The following is an 18,274-nucleotide window of genomic DNA, read 5'->3' as shown; positions in this document are numbered from 1 at the left end:
CGATGCAGCTCACCCTCTGGACCTACGAAGGCCCCCCGCATATCGGCGCGATGCGCATCGCCACCGCGATGACCGGACTTCACTACGTGTTGCACGCGCCGCAGGGGGACACCTACGCAGACCTGCTGTTCACGATGATCGAGCGGCGCGATGCCCGTCCGCCCGTCACCTACACGACCTTCCGGGCTCAGGATCTCGGCCGCGACACCGCCGAGCTGTTCAAGACCTCGGTCGCCGCCGCCTACGCCCGCTTCCAGCCGCAGGCGATGATCGTCGGCGCCTCCTGCACCGCCGAGCTGATCCAGGACGATCCGGGCGGGCTGGCCAAGGCCCTCAACCTGCCGATCCCGGTGATCCCGCTGGAGCTGCCGGCCTATCAGAAAAAAGAAAACTGGGGGGCGTCCGAGACCTTCTATCGGTTGGTCCGGGCGCTCGCCGGAGCGCCCGGACCGCGTCCCGCGCGGGAGCCGGGCCGGCATCCGCTCTGCAACATCCTCGGCCCGACGGCGCTCGGCTTTCGCCACCGCGACGACCTGATCGAGATCCGCAGGCTGCTTGATACGCTCGGGGTCGACGTCAACGTGGTGGCGCCGTTGGGTGCCAGCCCGGCCGACCTCGGTCGCCTCAAGGATGCCGACTTCAACGTCGTGCTCTACCCGGAAACCGCCCGCAGCGCGGCCGAGTATCTCAAGAAGAGCTTCGGGCAGCCGTTCACCCGTGAGGTGCCGCTCGGCGTCGGCGCCACGCGCCGCTTCGTCGCCGAGATCGCGGGCCTCGCCGGCCTCGATCCGGCACCGCTCCTCGAGGGCCCTGGCTCGCGGCTCCCGTGGTACTCGCGCTCTGTCGATTCGACCTACCTGACCGGCAAGCGCGTCTTCGTATTCGGCGACGCCACGCACGCGATCGGCATCGCCAGGATGGCGGCCCGGGAGCTGGGCTTCACCGTCGTCGGCCTCGGGACCTACAGCCGCGAATTCGCCCGCGAAGTTCGGGCCGAGGCCGCCGAGCACGGCATCGAGGCGCTGATCACCGACGATTATCTCGACGTCGAGGCTGCGATCCGCGCCGCCGCCCCCGAGTTGGTCCTCGGAACCCAGATGGAGCGCCACGTCGCCAAGCGGCTCGGCATCCCCTGCGCGGTGATCTCCGCCCCGATCCACGTCCAGGATTTCCCGGCACGCTACGCTCCGCAGATGGGTTTCGAGGGCGCCAACGTCCTGTTCGACACCCTCGTCCATCCGTTGATGATGGGCCTGGAGGAGCACCTGCTCGGTATGTTCCGGGAGGATCCCGAATTCCACGACGGCGTCGGGCCCTCGCATCTCGGCGGCAACTCCCTCGCGGTCTCCGCGCCGCAGGAATCCGAAGCGGCCGATCCGGCACCGGCAGCGACTGCCGCGATCCTCCTGGACGAAGACGTCGTGATCACGGCCGCGCCCTGGGCGCCCGAGGCCGAGAAAGAGCTGAAGAAAATCCCGTTCTTCGTGCGCGGTAAGGCGCGCAGCAACACGGAGAAATTCGCCCGTGAGCGGCGGCTGCCGCTCATCACCCTCGAAACCCTCTACGACGCCAAGGCGCATTATGGCCGCTAGAGCGCTCACCGCCGGCCTGGCGGCCGGCTCGGCCAAGGCGGACGCATCCAAGCGCCGGCCGCCGATTCGGGTCGTCATCGTCACACTCGACAACCACCTCGCGAGCGCGGTGGAGCGGGCGCGTCTGCGCCTGCGGTCCGAGATGCCGGGTCTGGTGCTCGACTTCCACGCGGCGGCCGAGTGGGACAACGATCCTGCCTCGCTCGACGCCTGCCGCAGCGACATCGCGCAGGCCGACATCGTGCTCTCCGCGATGCTGTTCATGGACGAGCATGTCCGGGCGATCCTGCCGGCGCTCGCGGCGCGGCGTGACGCTTGCGACGCGATGGTCGGGTGCCTGTCCGCCGGCGAGGTGGTGAAGACGACCAAGCTCGGCCGCTTCGACATGAGCGGCAACAAGCGCAGCGCCCTCGACTTTCTGAAGAAGCTGCGCGGCAAGCCGGGCCAGCAGGGCAATGCCGGCCGGCAGATGGCGCTTGTGCGCAAGCTGCCGAAGATCCTGCGCTTCATCCCGGGCTCGGCGCAGGACGTGCGCGCCTATTTTCTCACCCTGCAATACTGGCTCGCCGGCTCGGATGAGAACGTCGCGGCGCTGGTCCGCTTCCTGGTACACCGCTACGCCGCCGGTGCCCGCGCGGCGTGGCGCGACGGACCGGCCGCGCCGGCCCCACTCGACTATCCTGAAACCGGCCTCTACCACCCTCGCTTGGCCGGCCGGATCGGCCAGGACCCATCCCGGCTGCCCCGCGGCGCCGACGCGAAAGGCCGCGTCGGGCTGCTGCTGATGCGCAGCTACGTGCTGGCGGGCAACACCGCCCATTACGATGGTGTGATCGCCGCCCTCGAAGCCCGGGGCCTCGACGTGGTTCCCGCCTTCGCCAGCGGCCTCGACAACCGTCCGGCCGTGGACGCCTTCTTCATGCAGGACGGCCGCGCCCGCATCGACGCGCTGGTGTCGCTCACCGGGTTCTCGCTAGTCGGCGGCCCGGCCTACAACGACGCCGCCGCCGCCGAGGCGATGCTGGCCCGGCTGGACGTACCCTACATCGCCGCGCAGGCTTTGGAGTTCCAGACGATCGAGCAATGGGAGGCCGGCGAGCGTGGCCTGTCGCCCGTGGAGGCGACCATGATGGTCGCGATCCCCGAACTCGACGGCGCCACCGCCCCGATGGTGTTCGGCGGCCGCTCGTCGGCCTCCGGCAGCGACAACGCCCGGGACATGCGCGCCCATCCGGAGCGGGTCGCCCGCCTCGCCGAGCGTGTCCGGAGCCTCGTTTCTCTGCGCCGCACTCCGAAGGCCGAGCGCAAGCTCGCCGTGGTGCTGTTCAACTTCCCGCCGAATGCCGGCGCCACCGGCACGGCGGCGTTCCTGTCGGTCTACGCTTCGCTGCTCAACACCCTGAAGGGCTTGGTGGCGGAGGGCTACACCGTGGATGTCCCGGAGACCGTCGATGCCCTGCGCGACGGGATCCTCGAGGGTAACGCCAAGCGCTACGGGACCCAGGCCAACGTCCACGCCCGCATCCCGGCCGAGAACCACCTGCGCCGGGAGACATATCTGGCCGAGATCGAGGCCCAGTGGGGCCCGGCACCCGGCCGCCACCAGACCAACGGCGCCGACCTGTTCGTGCTGGGCGCCCGGTTCGGAAACGTCTTCGTCGGCGTACAGCCGGCCTTCGGCTACGAGGGCGACCCGATGCGGCTGCTGTTCGAGCGCGGCTTCGCGCCGACCCACGCGTTCTCGGCCTTCTACCGCTACCTGCGCGAGGATTTCGCCGCCGACGCCGTGCTGCATTTCGGCACCCACGGGGCGCTCGAGTTCATGCCCGGCAAGCAGACCGGACTGTCCGAGGCCTGCTGGCCGGAGCGGATGATCGGGGCACTGCCAAACATCTACCTCTATGCCGCCAACAACCCTTCTGAAGGGACCCTGGCCAAGCGCCGCTCGGCCGCGACATTGGTGAGCTACCTGACCCCGAGCCTGGCCACCGCCGGGTTGTACCGCGGGCTGCTCGACTTGAAGAGCTCGATGGAGCGCTGGCGCGGGCTCGATCTCGAAGCGACGGCCGAGCGTGAGACCCTCGCCCGGATGATCCAGGACCAGGGCGCGGCCCTCGACCTCGTCGCCGCCGAGCCGGCCTGGACCGGCGATCTCGGCGTCCGGGTCGGCAACCTCTGGTCCGCCGTGCAGGAGTTGGAGCAGACCCTGATCCCGCACGGGCTGCATGTGGTCGGCCAAGGCGTCCCGGAGGAGGAGCGGGTCGATCTGCTGCTCGCCCTGGCGGAAGCCTCGCACGGGCTGAAGCCGGACCGTGCCGGCATCGCCGCCCTGGTGGCCGGGGGCGCCATCGAGGATGCCTTCGCGGCCTCCGGGCTGCCCGAGCATCCCGAGACCCGCACCGCGTTCTCTGACCTCGCCAGGACCGAGACCCTGCTGGCGAGGGACCACGAGGTCCCGGCCCTGCTGCGGGCGCTCGATGGCCGCTTCATCCCGCCGGTGGCCGGAGGCGACCTTCTGCGCAACCCCGCGATCCTGCCGACCGGGCGCAACATCCACGGCTTCGACCCGTACCGCTTGCCGTCGACCTTCGCGGTCGCCGACGGCGCCCGGCAGGTCGAGCGCATCCTCGAGCGCTTCGCTGCGGACGGCAAACCCTATCCCGAGAGCGTGGCCTTGGTCCTGTGGGGGACTGATAACCTCAAGAGCGAGGGCGGCCCAATCGCGCAGGCGCTGGCCCTGATCGGCGCGGCCCCGCGCTTCGACGGTTACGGCCGTCTCAGCGGCGCCGCGCTGATCCCGTTAGAGACCCTCGGCCGCCCGCGGATCGACGCGGTCGTCACCCTCTCGGGCATTTTCCGCGACCTTCTGCCCTTGCAGACCAAGCTCCTCGCCGAAGCCTCCTATCTCGCCGCCACCGCCGACGAGCCATTGGAAAAGAATTTCGTCCGGAAGCACGCACTGGCGATCCAGGCGGAGCAGGGCTGCGACCTGGAAACCGCTGCGCTACGGGTCTTCTCGAACGCCGAGGGCGCCTACGGGGCCAACGTCAACCACTTGGTCGATTCGGGGGCCTGGGACGACGATGCCGAGCTGTGCGAGACGTTCTCGCGCCGCAAGAGCTTCGCGTATGGCCGCACGGGCAAGCCGACGCCGCAGCGGGACCTGATGAAGACGGTGCTGGCCTCCGTCGACATGGCCTACCAGAACCTCGACTCGGTCGAGGTCGGCGTCACCTCGGTGGACCACTACTTCGACGGCCTGGGCGGCATGGGCCGGGCGGTGGCCCGCGCCCGCGGCGAAGCGGTGCCGATCTACATCAGCGACCAGACCCGCGGGGAGGGGCGCGTGCGCTCCCTGGAGGAGCAGGTGGCGCTTGAGACGCGCACCCGCATGCTCAACCCGAAATGGTACGAGGGCCTGCTCGGACACGGCTATGAGGGCGTGCGCCAGATTGAATCCCACCTGACCAACACGGTCGGCTGGTCGGCCACCGCCAACGCGGTCCAGCCCTGGATCTACGAGCGGATCACCGAGACCTACGTGCTCGACCCGGCCATGCGCGAGCGCATGGCTTCCCTCAACCCCACCGCCTCCGCCAAGGTCGCCCAACGGCTGATCGAGGCGCACCGGCGCGGCTTCTGGACTCCGAACGCAGAGATGCGGGACGCCCTCGACCGGGCCGAGGAGGAACTGGAAGATCGTCTCGAGGGCGTCACCACAGGAGTCGCCGCATGAACATCGCCATCCGTAATCCGGTCGTTGCCCGGAAGGAAGAAGGCAGCCTCCAGGTCGCCCTCGATCCGGACCTGAAGATCGAGACCGCGAAGGTGTTCGCGGTCTACGGCAAGGGCGGCATCGGCAAGTCCACCACCTCGTCGAACCTGTCGGTGGCGTTCTCGAAGCTCGGCAAGCGGGTGCTGCAGATCGGCTGCGACCCTAAGCACGACTCGACCTTCACGCTGACCAAGCGCCTCGCCCCAACGGTCATCGACGCCCTGGAAGCGGTGAACTTCCACTCGGAGGAGCTGCGCGTCGAGGACTTCGTGGTCGAGGGCTACAACGGCGTGATGTGCGTCGAGGCCGGCGGCCCGCCCGCGGGTACGGGCTGCGGCGGCTACGTGGTCGGCCAGACCGTGAAGCTCCTCAAGGAGCATCACCTGCTCGAGGACACCGACGTCGTCGTGTTCGACGTGCTGGGCGATGTGGTCTGCGGCGGCTTCGCCTCGCCGCTCCAGCATGCCGACCGTGCGCTGATCGTCACCGCCAACGACTTCGACTCGATTTTCGCGATGAACCGGATCGTGGCGGCGATCCACGCCAAGTCCAAGAACTACCCGGTGCGGCTCGGCGGCGTTATCGCCAACCGCTCGGCCAAGACCGACGAGATCGACCGGTTCAACGACGCGGTCGGCCTGAAGCGGCTGGCGCACTTCCCCGATCTCGACGTGGTCCGCCGCTCGCGGCTCAAGAAGTCGACCCTGTTCGAGATGGACTCCTCCCCCGAGCTCGACGCGGTCACGGCCGAGTACATGCGCCTCGCCGAGACGCTCTGGGCCGGCGGGGAGCCCTGCGAAGCCCTGCCGATGAAGGACCGCGACCTGTTCGAATTCCTAGGGTTCGATTGAGATTGGGGTTCGATTGAGATTGGGGTTCGACTGATGGCGGGCGCGAGCTACGACACGAGACGGGGCGAACTGACCACCTATTTCGACCGCACCGCGGTCGAGGCCTGGTCGCGCCTGACCTCCGATGCGCCGGTGAGCCGGATCCGCGCCACCGTGCGGGCCGGCCGGGACGCGATGCGCGGAACGCTGCTCTCTTGGCTGCCCGCCGACATGACCGGCCTGCGCCTGCTCGATGCCGGCTGCGGCACCGGGGCGCTCAGCGTCGAGGCTGCACGGCGCGGCGCCGAAGTGGTCGCCATCGACGTCTCGCCGACCCTCGTCGAGCTCGCACGGGAGCGCCTGCCGGCGATCCCCGGCGCCGGCCGGATCGATTTCCGCGTCGGCGACATGCTCGACCCGGACCTCGGCCGCTTCGACCACGTGGTGGCGATGGATTCGCTGATCCATTACCGCGCCGCCGACATCGTCCGGGCGCTCGCTCTCCTGGGCGCCCGCACCGACGGCTCGGTGCTGTTCACGGTGGCGCCCCGCACGGCGCTGCTGACCCTGATGCACGCGGCCGGGCAGTTCTTTCCCCGCGGCGACCGCTCGCCGGCGATCGTTCCGGTGACGGAGGGCGGGCTCCGGCGGCGCATCTCTTCGGAGCCGGCGCTCGACGGGTTCGCCTGGGCGCGAAGTCACAGGGTCAACAGCGGGTTCTACCTGTCGAACGCGGTGGCGCTGACGCGGACGCGCCCGTCCACGCCTTCCGAACGCGGGGACGCGGCCCGGCCCGGGGCGTCGTCATGAGGACCGCCTCCCGGAAACTCACCCACGCCCTGATGCGCCTCGGCCCGGCGATCCTGCCCTTCGCGGATGCCGCCACCGTCGAGCTGCCGATGGGGCGTCTGCTGCGGCTCGCGCTGTTCCAGGTCACGGTCGGCATGGCGGCGGTGCTGCTGATCGGTACGCTCAACCGGGTGATGATCGTCGAGCTCGGCGTTCCGGCCTGGATCGTCGCCGTGATGCTGGCCCTGCCGCTGATCTTCGCGCCGTTGCGGGCCCTGGTCGGGTTCCGCTCGGACACGCACCGCTCGGTTCTGGGCTGGCGGCGGGTACCGTATATCTGGTTCGGCACCCTGCTCCAGTTCGGCGGCCTGGCGATCATGCCGTTCGCGCTGCTGATCCTGTCCGGCGACACCACCGGCCCGCTCTGGGTCGGGGACGTGGCGGCGGCCTTCGCGTTCCTGCTGGTCGGGGCCGGTCTGCACACCACCCAGACCGTCGGCCTCGCCCTCGCCACCGACCTCGCCCCCGCGCATGCCCGGCCCAAGGTGGTGGCCCTGCTCTGCGTCGCCCTGCTGTTCGGCATGATGGCGAGTGCCCTGCTGTTCGGGCTGTTCCTGGCCCACTTCTCCCCCGTGCGGCTGATCCAGGTGATCCAGGGCGCAGCCCTGGTCACCATCGTGCTGAACGGGATTGCCCTGTGGAAGCAGGAGCCGCGCGACCCGAACCGGAGCCGGACCGCTCCCGCACGGGACTTCCGCTCCTCCTGGCGCGACTATGCCGGGCAAGGTGCCGCGCGGCGGCGCCTCGTGGCGATCGGGCTCGGCACCGCCGGGTTCTCGATGCAGGACATCCTGCTGGAGCCCTATGGCGGCCAGATCCTGCACCTTTCGGTCGGGGCGACCACGGCGTTGACCGCGCTGCTCGCCGCCGGCGGCGGGCTTGGCCTGCTGATCGCCGCCCGCTGGCTCGGGCGCGGCGGCGACCCGTTCCGGGTTTCGGCAGTGGGCGTCGGCATCGGCATCCTGGCGTTCTCGGCGGTGGTCTTTGCGGCGCCGCTGGCTTCGGCCGACCTGTTCGCGGCCGGTGTGAGCCTGATCGGCCTGGGCGGCGGCCTGTTCGCCCACGGCACGCTCACCGCCTCGATGAACCGGGCCGGGCCCGAGGATACCGGGCTGGCGCTCGGCGCCTGGGGCGCCGTGCAGGCGACCGCAGCCGGCCTCTCGATCGCCGCCAGCGGCGTGGTGCGCGACGTCGGCGGCGCCATCGCCCAGTCGGGGGTGCTCGGCGAGGGCATGAACGAGCCCGCGATCGGCTACCTCATCGTCTACCACATCGAGATCGCCCTCCTGTTCGCGGCCCTGATCGCCCTGGGTCCGCTCGTGCGGGAGGACGCGCGTGCAACGGTTCGAGATCGCCTCGGCGGCACCCTTGCCGAACGGACGGCCTGAGACTCGGGGAGGACAACCATGCCAACCGGCGCCATTACGGGTTACGTCGACGTCGCCCAGGTCGTGCTCTACGCCTTCTTCATCTTCTTCGCCGGCCTTGTGTTCTGGCTGCGCCGGGAGGATCGCCGGGAGGGCTATCCGCTGGAGAACGAGATCGTCGGTCGCCGCAAGGCGCCGGATCCGGTCCTGATCCCGCGCTCCAAGGCATTCCACCTGCCGGGCGGCGAGACCACTTACGCGCCGCAGGCGATGCAGGGCCGCGACGACATCGAGACCGGTATCCCGGCCCGCAAGGTCGAGCCCTGGCCCGGCGCGCCGTACGAGCGGACCGAAACGTCGCTCCAGGCGGGCGTCGGCCCCGGTTCCTGGGTCGTCCGCCACGACGTGCACGACAGGACCTGGGACGACGAGAAGCGGATCGTGCCCCTGCGGGTCGCCACCGCCTTCGTCGTCCACGAGGACGGCCCGAACCCGATCGGCATGACCGTGTTCGGCACCGATAATGGGGTGGCGGGCGTCGTCAGCGACGTCTGGATCGACCGCGGCGAATCGCTGATCCGCTACTACGAGGTCGAATTGCCCACGGGCGGACGCAGGCTGATGCCGTCCGCGTTCTGCCGGGCCGGCGGCTTCACCAAGACGGTGAAGTCCGAAGCCCTGCTCGCCGACCAGTTCGCCGACATCCCGGCGACGCGGGATCCCGACAGCATCACCTTCCTGGAGGAGGAGCGGATCATGGCCTATTTCGGTGCCGGCACGCTCTACGCCACCCCGGCCCGGGCGGAGCCCCTGCTATGAGCGGCGATTTCCTGCCCGAGGGCACTCCGCGCGGGTTGCCGGGCCCGCTTCCTGCGGGCGAGCGCATCCTGTGGCAGGGCGCGCCGACCACCGCGGGGGCACTGGTCCGGATCTATCACGCCCGCCTGGTCGCCGCCTGGTTCGCCGCCTGCGCCCTGGCCTTCGGGCTCAGCGCCGGCTCGCCCGCGGCGGCGCTCTCCACCGTGGGGCCGACGCTGGTGGTCGGCGCGGTCGGATTGGCCCTTCTGCGTCTGTTCGCCTGGCTGACCCACCGCACCACGGTCTACACGATCACCAACCGCCGGGTGGTGCTGCAGGCCGGGATCGCCCTGCCGGTGACCCACAACGTGCCCTTCGCCCAGATCGAGGGTGCGGCGTTGCGTGCCTTCACGGACGGGAGCGGAGACTTGCCGCTCCAGTTGCGGCCGGGCCTCCGCATCGCCTACCTTCAGCTGTGGCCGCATGCCCGGCCCTGGCGTCTCGGCCGGACTCAGCCCATGCTGCGATCCGTGCCTGATGCGGATGCGGTTGCGATGGTCCTGGCGCGGGCGATCGAGGCCCATGCCGAGGCGTCTCAGACGGTACGGCCCATGATCGTCCCGCGTCCGCGGGCGGTCCAAGACAATCCCGGCCGCCTCGTCGCGGCCGAGTAGGGAGAGGCGCGATGGGCGAGCGGGCGGAGAGCGTCGGCCGGGCCAAAAGCTCGGCAGCCGGACCGGCACCGGCTCTGCTGATGATCGGCGCCGGCGCGCTGATGGGCTTCTCCATGCTGGCCGTCCTGATCGGGCGCAGCGAAGGCATCGGCATGATCGCCCTGCCGCCGGCCAAGCCCGTCGAGCGGCTGGAATTCCGCGCCGAGGACCAGGTCGACGGGTCGATCGCCCTGCGTAACGCCGCCGACCGGCACATCGTCGCCTGGATCCGCCCCGGCGAGGACGGCTTTCTGCGCGGGACGCTGCGGGGCCTGGCCCAGGCCCGCCAGCGCGATGGCCTCGGCCAGGAACAGCCGTTCAGCCTGACCCGCTACGACGACGGCCGTCTCTCGCTCGCGGACGACGCCACCGGCCGCCGGGTGCCGCTCGAGGCGTTCGGCCCGACCAATGCCGGCGCCTTCGCCCGGCTGCTCGCCGCCGCCACGACGGAGACCCGCTGATGGGCCTGTTCGGGAGCCGCACCGTCACCGTGCCGTGCACGGTCGAGATCGAGCAGACGCCCGAGAGCCTGCACGCGCACGTGACCCTGGATTCCGGCTTCGAGATCGAGCCCGGCGACGAGGTCCAGGTCCACGACGCGCCGACCTCCGTGCCCTATGGCGAGCGGCTCACCGTCCGCCGCACCGCCACCGTCACCCGGGCCGGCCCGCTCGAGCGGGCCTGGACCAAGCTCGTCGCCCATCTCGAACTGACCGAACTCTACGAGGTCAGTTTTTCCGAGAGGAGGAAGCTGTGAACGCTCCTGTCCCGCCGCTCTCCGGCCAGCCGGTCCCGAAAACACCGGTCAACGAATCGACCAAGGCCGCGCAGGAGACGACCTTCCTGAGCCCGCGCTTCTACACCACCGATTTCGTCGAACTCGACCGCACCGATGTCGAGCCCGTACGCCGGGACTGGGACCTGCTCATCGCCGAGTTGCGCGACGACCCGAATAAGCGCCACTTCACCCGCAACGCCGACTTCGACTGCGACCTGTCGCAGATGGAGCCCGAGCTGCGGAAGGAGTTTCTGGATTTCCTGGTTTCGTCGATCACCGCCGAGTTCTCCGGCTGCGTGCTTTACGCCGAGATGCGCAAGCGCGCGAAGAACAAGGACATCAAGGAGCTGTTCGGCTTCATGAGCCGTGACGAGGCGCGCCACGCCGGCTTCATCAACGACACGCTGAAGGATTTCGGCATCGGCGTGGACCTGGGCTTCCTCACCAAGTCGAAAAAATACACGTTTTTCCGGCCGAAGTTCATCTTCTACGCGACGTACCTGTCCGAAAAGATCGGCTACGCCCGCTACATCACGATCTTCCGCGAGCTGGAGAAGCACCCGGAGCGGCGCATCCATCCGATCTTCAAGTGGTTCGAGTTGTGGTGCAACGACGAGTTCCGCCACGGTGAGGCATTCGCGCTGTTGATGCGCGCCAACCCCAAGCTGACCAGCGGCATCAATCGCTACTGGATCCGGTTCTTCCTGCTGGCGGTCTTCGCCACGATGTACGTACGTGACCATCACCGCCCGGCCTTCCACGCCGCGCTGGGGGTCGATCCAACCGACTACGATTACAGGGTCTTCCGCATCACCTCCGAGATCTCGCGGCAGACCTTCCCGCTGGAGCTCGATCTCGACAACCCGAAGTTCCACGCCGGGCTGGAGACGCTGCTGGCCTGCTCGCGGGCGATCGCGGAAGCCCGGGCTCAGGGCGGCGTCCTGGGCAAGCTGAAGCACGGGGTCCAGGTGCTGCGCGCGGCCGCCACCTTCGTCCGGCTCTATCTCCTGCCGGTGAAGGCGAACGCATTGCCGGCCGACATCCGCCTCCAGCCGGTCTGGTAGAATGGCGACCTACGCCGCGCCGGTGGTCTACGCGCTTCTGCTCTGGTGGTTCTCCACCGGGCTGATCCTGCTGCTCGACCACGCGCCGCGGCGCACGCATCCGTGGAGCATGGCCGGCGCGACCCTGCTGCTTGCCGGCGCCCTGGTGGCGATCCGTACCAGCGCCCAGGATACCAGCGCCGCAGGGGCCTACACGGCCTTCACGGCCGCCCTGGTGGTGTGGGGTTGGCAGGAGATGAGCTACTACATGGGCTTCCTGTCGGGCCCGAAGCCGTTCGCCTGCGCGCCGGGCTTGCGCGGTTTCGACCGGTTTCTGGCTGCGCTCGCCACCAGCCTGTGGCACGAATTCGCCATCGTGATCGGCGGCCTGGCGATCCTGGCGCTGGTCTGGGGCGGGGCCAACACCATCGCGTTATGGACCTACGGCGCGCTGGTGGTGATGAACCTGTCGGCGCGGTTGAACCTGTTCCTCGGTGTGCGCAACCTGCACGCCGAGTTCCTGCCTGATCACCTCGGCTACCTGGCCTGCTACCTGTCGCGCAAGCCGATGAACCTCCTGTTCCCGGTCTCGGTGAGCCTCGGGACCATCGCGGCGGGGCTGCTCGGGCGGGCGGCGCTCGGTCCGGACCTGTTGGCGCACGAACTGATCGGTTTCACCGTGCTGGCGACCCTGATGGCGCTGGCGACGCTCGAACACTGGTTCCTGATGCTGCCGCTGCCCTCGGCCGAATTGTGGCGGTGGAGTCTGCCGGCCCGCGGGCCGGACGGCGCGGCGCGGCCGCGGGACAACGGGTAGACCCGGCCATCACGAAAGGATTTCGCGCGCGCACCAGTTTGGAACTGGTCTCGTGCGAAATCCAACCTCACAGGCGGGGGCAACCCGCGAACCAATCGGGGAGAGGCGACATGGACTACGAAACCTTCTTCGGAGCCGAGATCGCCGGTCTCCACCGCGAAGGGCGCTACCGGGTCTTCACCGATCTCGAGCGCCACGCCGGCAACTTCCCGCACGCCACGCACCACCACCCGGCCGGCACGCGCCCGGTCACGGTCTGGTGCTCGAACGACTATCTCGGCATGGGCCAGCACCCCACGGTCACCGGGGCGATGCACGAGGCGATCGACCGCTGCGGCGCCGGCGCCGGCGGCACCCGCAACATCTCCGGCACCAACCACTATCACGTGCTGCTGGAGCAGGAGCTCGCCGACCTCCACCGCAAGGAGGCGGCCCTGCTGTTCACCTCCGGCTACGTCTCGAACTGGGCGGCGCTCGGGACCCTGGCGTCGCGCCTGCCGAACTGCGCGGTCTTCTCCGATTCCGAGAACCACGCGTCGATGATCGAGGGCATCCGGTTCTCCCGGGCCGAACGCCACATTTTTCGTCACAACGATCCGGAGGATCTGAACCGGAAGCTCGCCTTGGTCGATCCGGCCCGGCCGAAGCTCATCGCGTTCGAATCCGTGTACTCGATGGACGGCGACATCGCCCCCATCGAAGAAATCTGCGACGTGGCCGAGGCCCATGGGGCGCTCACCTATCTCGACGAGGTCCACGCGGTCGGCCTCTACGGCGCCCGTGGCGGCGGAATCTCGGAGCGCGACGGCGTCGCCCACCGCCTCGATGTGATCGAGGGGACGCTGGGTAAGGCGTTCGGCGTGCACGGCGGCTACATCACCGCCTCGGAGAAGCTGTGCGACTTCGTGCGCAGCTTCGCCTCCGGCTTCATCTTCACCACTTCGCTGCCCCCCGCGGTTGCGGCCGGCGCAGCGGCCTCGATCCGCCATCTCAAGGCCAGCGGCACCGAGCGGGCGCGCCATCAGGAGCGCTGCGCCAAGGTCCGGACCGCCCTGGAGGCCGCCGACATCCCGGTCCTGCCCAACGACAGCCACATCGTGCCGGTGATGGTCTGCGATCCCGTGCTGTGCAAGGCGATCTCCGACACCCTGCTCGACGAGTTCGGCATCTACGTGCAACCGATCAACTACCCGACGGTAGCCCGCGGCACCGAGCGCCTCCGGATCACCCCATCGCCGCTGCACACGGATGCGGATATCGCCAATCTGGTCGGGGCGCTCTCCACGATCTGGGCGCGGATCGGGCTCCGGCAGAAGGCGGCGGAGTAGCGGTTCCCTTCTCCCACCCGCTCCCGCATCCTGAGAGCCCGCGCGAGCGGGCGTCGACGGAGCCCTCAAGCCGGCGACCCGATCCCCGGAGGTCTCGTTCGAGGCCTTCGCTGCGCTTCGGCACCTCAGGATGAGGGGGGTGGATCGGATCCCCCAGCAGCATCGAGTCACCGCGTGTCAACCTTCCCCTTCTCGGCCATCGTCGCGCAGGACGAGATGCGCCAGGCGCTGCTGATCGCCGCGGTGGATCCCTCCATCGGCGGCGTGCTGGTGTTCGGCGACCGGGGCACGGGGAAGTCCACGGCGATTCGGGCGCTGGCCGCCCTGCTGCCGCCGATGCGGGCGGTGGTCGGCTGCCCGTACCGGTGCGACCCCGACAGCCCGGCCGAAGCCTGCCCGCACTGCGCGGCCACGCCGGGCCCGCGCAAGAGTCACAAGACGGCGGTGCCGGTGGTGGACCTGCCGCTCGGCGCCACCGAGGACCGGGTGGTCGGCACCCTCGATCTGGAGCGGGCGCTCGGCGCCGGCGTGAAGGCGTTCGAGCCGGGGCTGCTGGCCCGGGCCAATCGCGGTTTTTTGTATATTGACGAAGTGAACCTCCTCGAGGACCACCTGGTGGATCTCCTCCTCGACGTGGCGGCCTCCGGGATCAACACCGTGGAGCGGGAGGGCCTCAGCTTGCGCCACCCCGCCAAGTTCGTCCTGGTCGGCTCCGGCAACCCGGAAGAGGGGGAGCTGCGCCCGCAGCTGCTCGACCGGTTCGGGCTGGCCTGCGAGGTCGTGACCCCGCGGGACATCGCCACCCGGATCGCGGTGGTGCGCGCCCGCGACGCCTACGAGCGCGACCCCGAGGGGTTCTGTGCCGCCCGCGCCCGGGACGAGGCCGCCATCCGGAAGAAGATCCTGTTGGCCCGGGAACGCCTGCCGGGCCTGACGGTGCCGGATTCGGCGTTGGAGCGCGCCGCTCAGCTCTGCCTGGCGCTCGGCACCGATGGCTTGCGCGGCGAGCTGACCCTGATGCGCACGGCCCGGGCCTTGGCGGCCCTCGACGGCGCCGGTTCGGTCACGGACGACCACATCCGCCGGGTCGCCCCGGCCGCCCTGCGCCATCGCCTGCGACGCAATCCGCTGGACGAATCTGGCTCGACCGCCCGGGTCGAGCGGGCGCTGGCGGAGGTGTTCTCGTGACGGAGCCGCCGTCTCTCCCTCCCCGCGCTACGGGGGAGGGTACCCTGCGCAGCATAGGGGGCCGGGACGAAGTCCCGCGAGAGGGGCAGCGCGTCGGCTCAGAATGCGAGACCCGTCGCGGCTCCTCCGGCAGCGGCGCTCCCCTCTCCCGACCCTCGCTGACGCGAGGGCCATCCTCCCCCGCAGAGGGGGGAGGAAAGGCGAAAACGGCAAAAAAAACCTGGCTCGAAGCCTGCATCGCCGCACGCCTCCTGGCCGCCGACCCGAGCGGATGCGGCGGCGCGGTGGTGCGGGCGGGGCCCGGGCTTGTACGCGACCGCTGGCTCGATGACGTGCGGGTGTTGCTCCCCACAGGCACGCCCTGGCGGAGGCTGCCGCCGGGCATCGGCGACGACGGCCTGCTCGGCGGCCTCGACCTCGCCGCGACGCTCGCGGCCGGCCGGCCGATGGCGCGGACCGGCCTGCTCGCCGAGGCCGATGGCGGGCTGATCGTCGTGCCCATGGCCGAGCGGCTGCCCTCCGGCGTCGCGGCCCGCCTGGCCGCCGCCCTCGACGCGGGTACCGCGTCGGAGCGGCCGGCGCGCTTCGGCCTCGTGCTGCTCGACGAGGGCGAAGGCGACGAGACCGTGGCGGAGTCCCTCGCCGACCGCCTGGCCTTCCGGATCGACCTGAGCGGCGTCGGGCTCGCGGATTGCGATGCCGCTCAAGTCGATCCGGAGTCCGATCCCGGCGCCCCGGAAGCCGACCCGCTCGGCGTACTGTGCCGATTGTCGGAGGCGTTCGGCGTCGCCTCCCTGCGCGGGCCGATCCTGGCCGCCCGGGTGGCCAGGTCCCTGGCAGCCGGGAACCCGGTCGGCGCGGCCGAGCTCACCATGGCGGCTCGCCTGGTCCTGGCGCCGCGGGCCACGCGGCTGCCCATGCCGGAGGACAGGCCACCCGAGGAGGCCGAGGCACCACCTCCGCCCCCGCCCGCGGAAGACCAGGCTGCCGCGGAAGACGCGACGGATCCCGCCCCCGCCGAGGCGGCCGACGACCGCGTGCTCGATGCGGTGCGCACGGCGATCCCGGCAAACCTCCTGGATCAGTTGCTGGCGGGGGGCGTACGGCTCTCGGCCGCGAAGGCCGGGCGGGTCGGCCAGCCGGCGGCGTCCCGCACCGGGCGGCCGATCGGCAGCCGGCGGGGCGATCCGCGGCGCGGGCGCCTCGACCTGCTGGCGACCCTGCGGGCGGCGGCCCCGTGGCAGACGCTGCGGCGGGCGGAGGGGGAAACCCGCCCGATCGTGGTCCGGCGGGACGACCTGCGGATCCGGATCCTGCGGCAGCGGACCGAGACCACGACGGTGTTCTGCGTCGACGCCTCGGGCTCGGCCGCCCTGGAGCGGCTGGCCGAGGCGAAGGGCGCGGTCGAGCTGCTGCTGGCCGAGGCGTATGTCCGACGCGACCGGGTCGCCCTGGTGGCGTTCCGCGGCAGCGGTGCGGAACTGGTGCTGCCGCCGACCCGCTCGCTCACCCGGGCGAAGCGCGGCCTCTCGGGCCTGCCGGGCGGGGGTGGGACGCCGCTGGCCGCCGGGATCGATGCGGCACTCAACGTGGCGCTCGGCGTGCGCCGGAGCGGAAGCCGACCGGTCATCGTGCTGCTGACTGACGGACGCGCCAACGTGGCACGCTCGGGGGAGGGCGGCCGGGCCCGGGCCGGGGCCGAAGCCCTGCAGGCGGGCCGGGCGCTCCGGGCGGCCGGGTTGCCGGCCCTGGTGATCGATACCGGGGCCCGGGGCGAAGGCGCCCGGGCGGTCGCCGAGGCGATGGCGGCCCGCTATCTCGTGCTGCCGCGGGCCGATGCCGGCCTGCTCAGCGCCGCGGTACGGGCCGCGCTCTGAGCAGAAAGGTTGGGCGAGGCCGAACCCGGTCGAGGATCAGAGGTGGTACCCGGCCCCGAGATCGGCGACGCGCTGGTTGTGGGACATCCAGGCGTTCAGCATCTCGCGGAACAGGCCTCGGAAGCTCCAGCGGCCGTTGGTCGAGCTGGCAAAGTGATGGGTCGAGGAGGTGAAGACGATCATGGCCGGTTCCAACGGTGAGAGATGCGCGGTGCCTGCGTTCGCCCCTTTGATGCTCTCGATGCTGCGTCGCAGCAATCCAGGCTGCGGCAGCGGTGGCATGCGATTTCCGCATGCGTTCTCAGTGCTTTACGAAATATTTCCAACCCAGAACGATAGCGCAGCCATGATCCATATAGCTACCTTTGGTGCGTCGCGGAACGATGGCCGGTGCTGAGGCCCCGCGACGCCGACCGGCCCGATTGGGCAGTCGAGGGCCGGGATTGGCCGCATCGGGACGCGAGCCGCTTCGTTGAGGCGGCGGGCCTGCGCTGGCATGTCCAGGAGTTCGGGCGGCCCGAGGCGCCGGTGCTGCTGCTCCTGCACGGGACCGGGGCGGCCACCCATTCCTGGCGCGGGCTCGCACCGCTCCTGGCCCACGATTACTTCGTCATCGCCCCGGACCTTCCGGGCCACGGCTTCACCGATCCCCTGCCGGACGCCGACCTGTCGCTGCCCGGCATGGCCAGGGCCGTGGCGGGGCTCGTGGGCGTGCTCGGACGCCCGCCCATCGTGGCGGCCGGTCACTCGGCTGGGGCGGCCGTGCTGGCGCGGATGTGCCTGGACGGGTCGATCGCGCCGCGCCTGCTCGCGGCATTTAACGGCGCGCTGGCGCCGTTGCCCGGGGCGGCGAGCCTGCTGTTCCCCGGCATGGCGAGGCTGCTGTTCCTCAACCCGTTCACGCCGAGGATCTTCGCCTGGACGGCGGACCGGTCGGCGGCCAAAAAGCTGATCGAGGGGACGGGCTCGCGGCTCGATCCGCAGGGCGTCGATCTCTACAGGCGCCTGTTCGCCCGGGCCGGGCACGTCCGCGGCGCCCTCGGCATGATGGCGAACTGGGACCTGGCCGGGCTGCACCGGGCGCTGCCGGAGCTCACGACCCGGACCCTGCTGATCGTCGGCGGCGACGACCGGGCGATCCGACCCGACACCGCCTTCTCGGTCCGCGACCGCTTGCCCGACGCCCGCGTCGCGCTGATCCGGGGGCTCGGCCATCTCGCGCACGAGGAGGCTCCCGAGCGGGTCGCCGAGGTGCTGCACGAGGAGGCCCGGGCCGCGGGCATTCTCGGCGTCTGACGGGACTGGCGCCGGGTTTGCGT

The 18,274-nt window shown here is 70.6% G+C and carries 16 protein-coding genes; 15 read left to right on the top strand and 1 reads right to left on the bottom strand.

Features of this window, described 5'->3' with window-relative positions:
- The first annotated feature begins 2 nt into the window (after window positions 1–2).
- The 14 genes from bchB to ACYQPG_RS21075 all read left to right on the top strand — a co-directional run bounded on the left by bchB (window position 3) and on the right by ACYQPG_RS21075 (window position 16,955).
- Window positions 3–1,592 (top strand): ferredoxin:protochlorophyllide reductase (ATP-dependent) subunit B, encoded by a 1,590-nt coding sequence (bchB, locus tag ACYQPG_RS21140; protein WP_461231687.1) that lies wholly within the window; start codon window positions 3–5, stop codon window positions 1,590–1,592.
- Entirely contained in the window at window positions 1,582–5,328 is a 3,747-nt protein-coding gene (locus ACYQPG_RS21135; RefSeq protein ID WP_461231686.1) for a magnesium chelatase subunit H, read from the top strand. The genes bchB and ACYQPG_RS21135 overlap by 11 nt, the downstream gene beginning before the upstream one ends.
- Entirely contained in the window at window positions 5,325–6,218 is an 894-nt protein-coding gene (gene bchL, locus ACYQPG_RS21130; protein ID WP_147909140.1) for a ferredoxin:protochlorophyllide reductase (ATP-dependent) iron-sulfur ATP-binding protein, read from the top strand. The genes ACYQPG_RS21135 and bchL overlap by 4 nt, the downstream gene beginning before the upstream one ends.
- 33 nt (window positions 6,219–6,251) lie before the next feature.
- Window positions 6,252–7,007 (top strand): magnesium protoporphyrin IX methyltransferase, encoded by a 756-nt coding sequence (bchM, locus tag ACYQPG_RS21125; protein WP_147938466.1) that lies wholly within the window; start codon window positions 6,252–6,254, stop codon window positions 7,005–7,007.
- Window positions 7,004–8,434, top strand: coding sequence for a BCD family MFS transporter (locus ACYQPG_RS21120; RefSeq protein WP_147938465.1), 1,431 nt, complete (start codon window positions 7,004–7,006; stop codon window positions 8,432–8,434). The genes bchM and ACYQPG_RS21120 overlap by 4 nt, the downstream gene beginning before the upstream one ends.
- 18 nt (window positions 8,435–8,452) lie before the next feature.
- Entirely contained in the window at window positions 8,453–9,232 is a 780-nt protein-coding gene (puhA, locus tag ACYQPG_RS21115) for a photosynthetic reaction center subunit H (RefSeq protein WP_147854056.1), read from the top strand.
- Window positions 9,229–9,885 carry a photosynthetic complex putative assembly protein PuhB gene (gene puhB, locus ACYQPG_RS21110; protein ID WP_147938463.1) on the top strand — a complete coding sequence of 219 codons (657 nt, stop codon included), beginning with the start codon at window positions 9,229–9,231 and terminating at the stop codon, window positions 9,883–9,885. The genes puhA and puhB overlap by 4 nt, the downstream gene beginning before the upstream one ends.
- A gap of 11 nt (window positions 9,886–9,896) precedes the next feature.
- Window positions 9,897–10,385: a photosynthetic complex assembly protein PuhC gene (gene puhC / locus ACYQPG_RS21105; RefSeq protein ID WP_419830143.1), complete on the top strand. Its 489-nt coding sequence runs from the start codon at window positions 9,897–9,899 to the stop codon at window positions 10,383–10,385.
- Window positions 10,385–10,681 (top strand): hypothetical protein, encoded by a 297-nt coding sequence (locus ACYQPG_RS21100; protein WP_147854059.1) that lies wholly within the window; start codon window positions 10,385–10,387, stop codon window positions 10,679–10,681. The genes puhC and ACYQPG_RS21100 overlap by 1 nt, the downstream gene beginning before the upstream one ends.
- Complete coding sequence (gene acsF, locus ACYQPG_RS21095) at window positions 10,678–11,766, top strand: magnesium-protoporphyrin IX monomethyl ester (oxidative) cyclase (RefSeq protein ID WP_147938460.1); 1,089 nt, start codon at window positions 10,678–10,680, stop codon at window positions 11,764–11,766. The genes ACYQPG_RS21100 and acsF overlap by 4 nt, the downstream gene beginning before the upstream one ends.
- A gap of 1 nt (window position 11,767) precedes the next feature.
- Window positions 11,768–12,562 (top strand): putative photosynthetic complex assembly protein PuhE, encoded by a 795-nt coding sequence (gene puhE / locus ACYQPG_RS21090; protein ID WP_147909147.1) that lies wholly within the window; start codon window positions 11,768–11,770, stop codon window positions 12,560–12,562.
- Window positions 12,563–12,672: 110 nt separating this feature from the next.
- Window positions 12,673–13,890 (top strand): 5-aminolevulinate synthase, encoded by a 1,218-nt coding sequence (gene hemA, locus ACYQPG_RS21085; RefSeq protein ID WP_461231685.1) that lies wholly within the window; start codon window positions 12,673–12,675, stop codon window positions 13,888–13,890.
- Between the two features lie 174 nt (window positions 13,891–14,064).
- A complete protein-coding gene (bchI, locus tag ACYQPG_RS21080; protein WP_461231684.1) occupies window positions 14,065–15,078 on the top strand; it encodes a magnesium chelatase ATPase subunit I in 1,014 nt (337 codons plus the stop codon).
- Between the two features lie 158 nt (window positions 15,079–15,236).
- Window positions 15,237–16,955, top strand: coding sequence for a magnesium chelatase subunit D (locus ACYQPG_RS21075; protein WP_461232495.1), 1,719 nt, complete (start codon window positions 15,237–15,239; stop codon window positions 16,953–16,955).
- A 36-nt stretch (window positions 16,956–16,991) separates the two neighbouring features.
- On the opposite strand, the gene ACYQPG_RS21070 is transcribed toward ACYQPG_RS21075, so the two are convergent.
- A complete protein-coding gene (locus tag ACYQPG_RS21070; protein WP_187278355.1) occupies window positions 16,992–17,138 on the bottom strand; it encodes a hypothetical protein in 147 nt (48 codons plus the stop codon).
- A 207-nt stretch (window positions 17,139–17,345) separates the two neighbouring features.
- Between ACYQPG_RS21070 and bchO the strand changes: the two genes are divergently transcribed.
- Window positions 17,346–18,251 (top strand): alpha/beta fold hydrolase BchO, encoded by a 906-nt coding sequence (gene bchO, locus ACYQPG_RS21065; RefSeq protein ID WP_147938457.1) that lies wholly within the window; start codon window positions 17,346–17,348, stop codon window positions 18,249–18,251.
- Window positions 18,252–18,274 lie beyond the last annotated feature (23 nt).

It is taken from the genome of Methylobacterium sp. CM6246, assembly GCF_054818005.1.
This window is presented reverse-complemented; position numbering and strand designations above follow the sequence as displayed.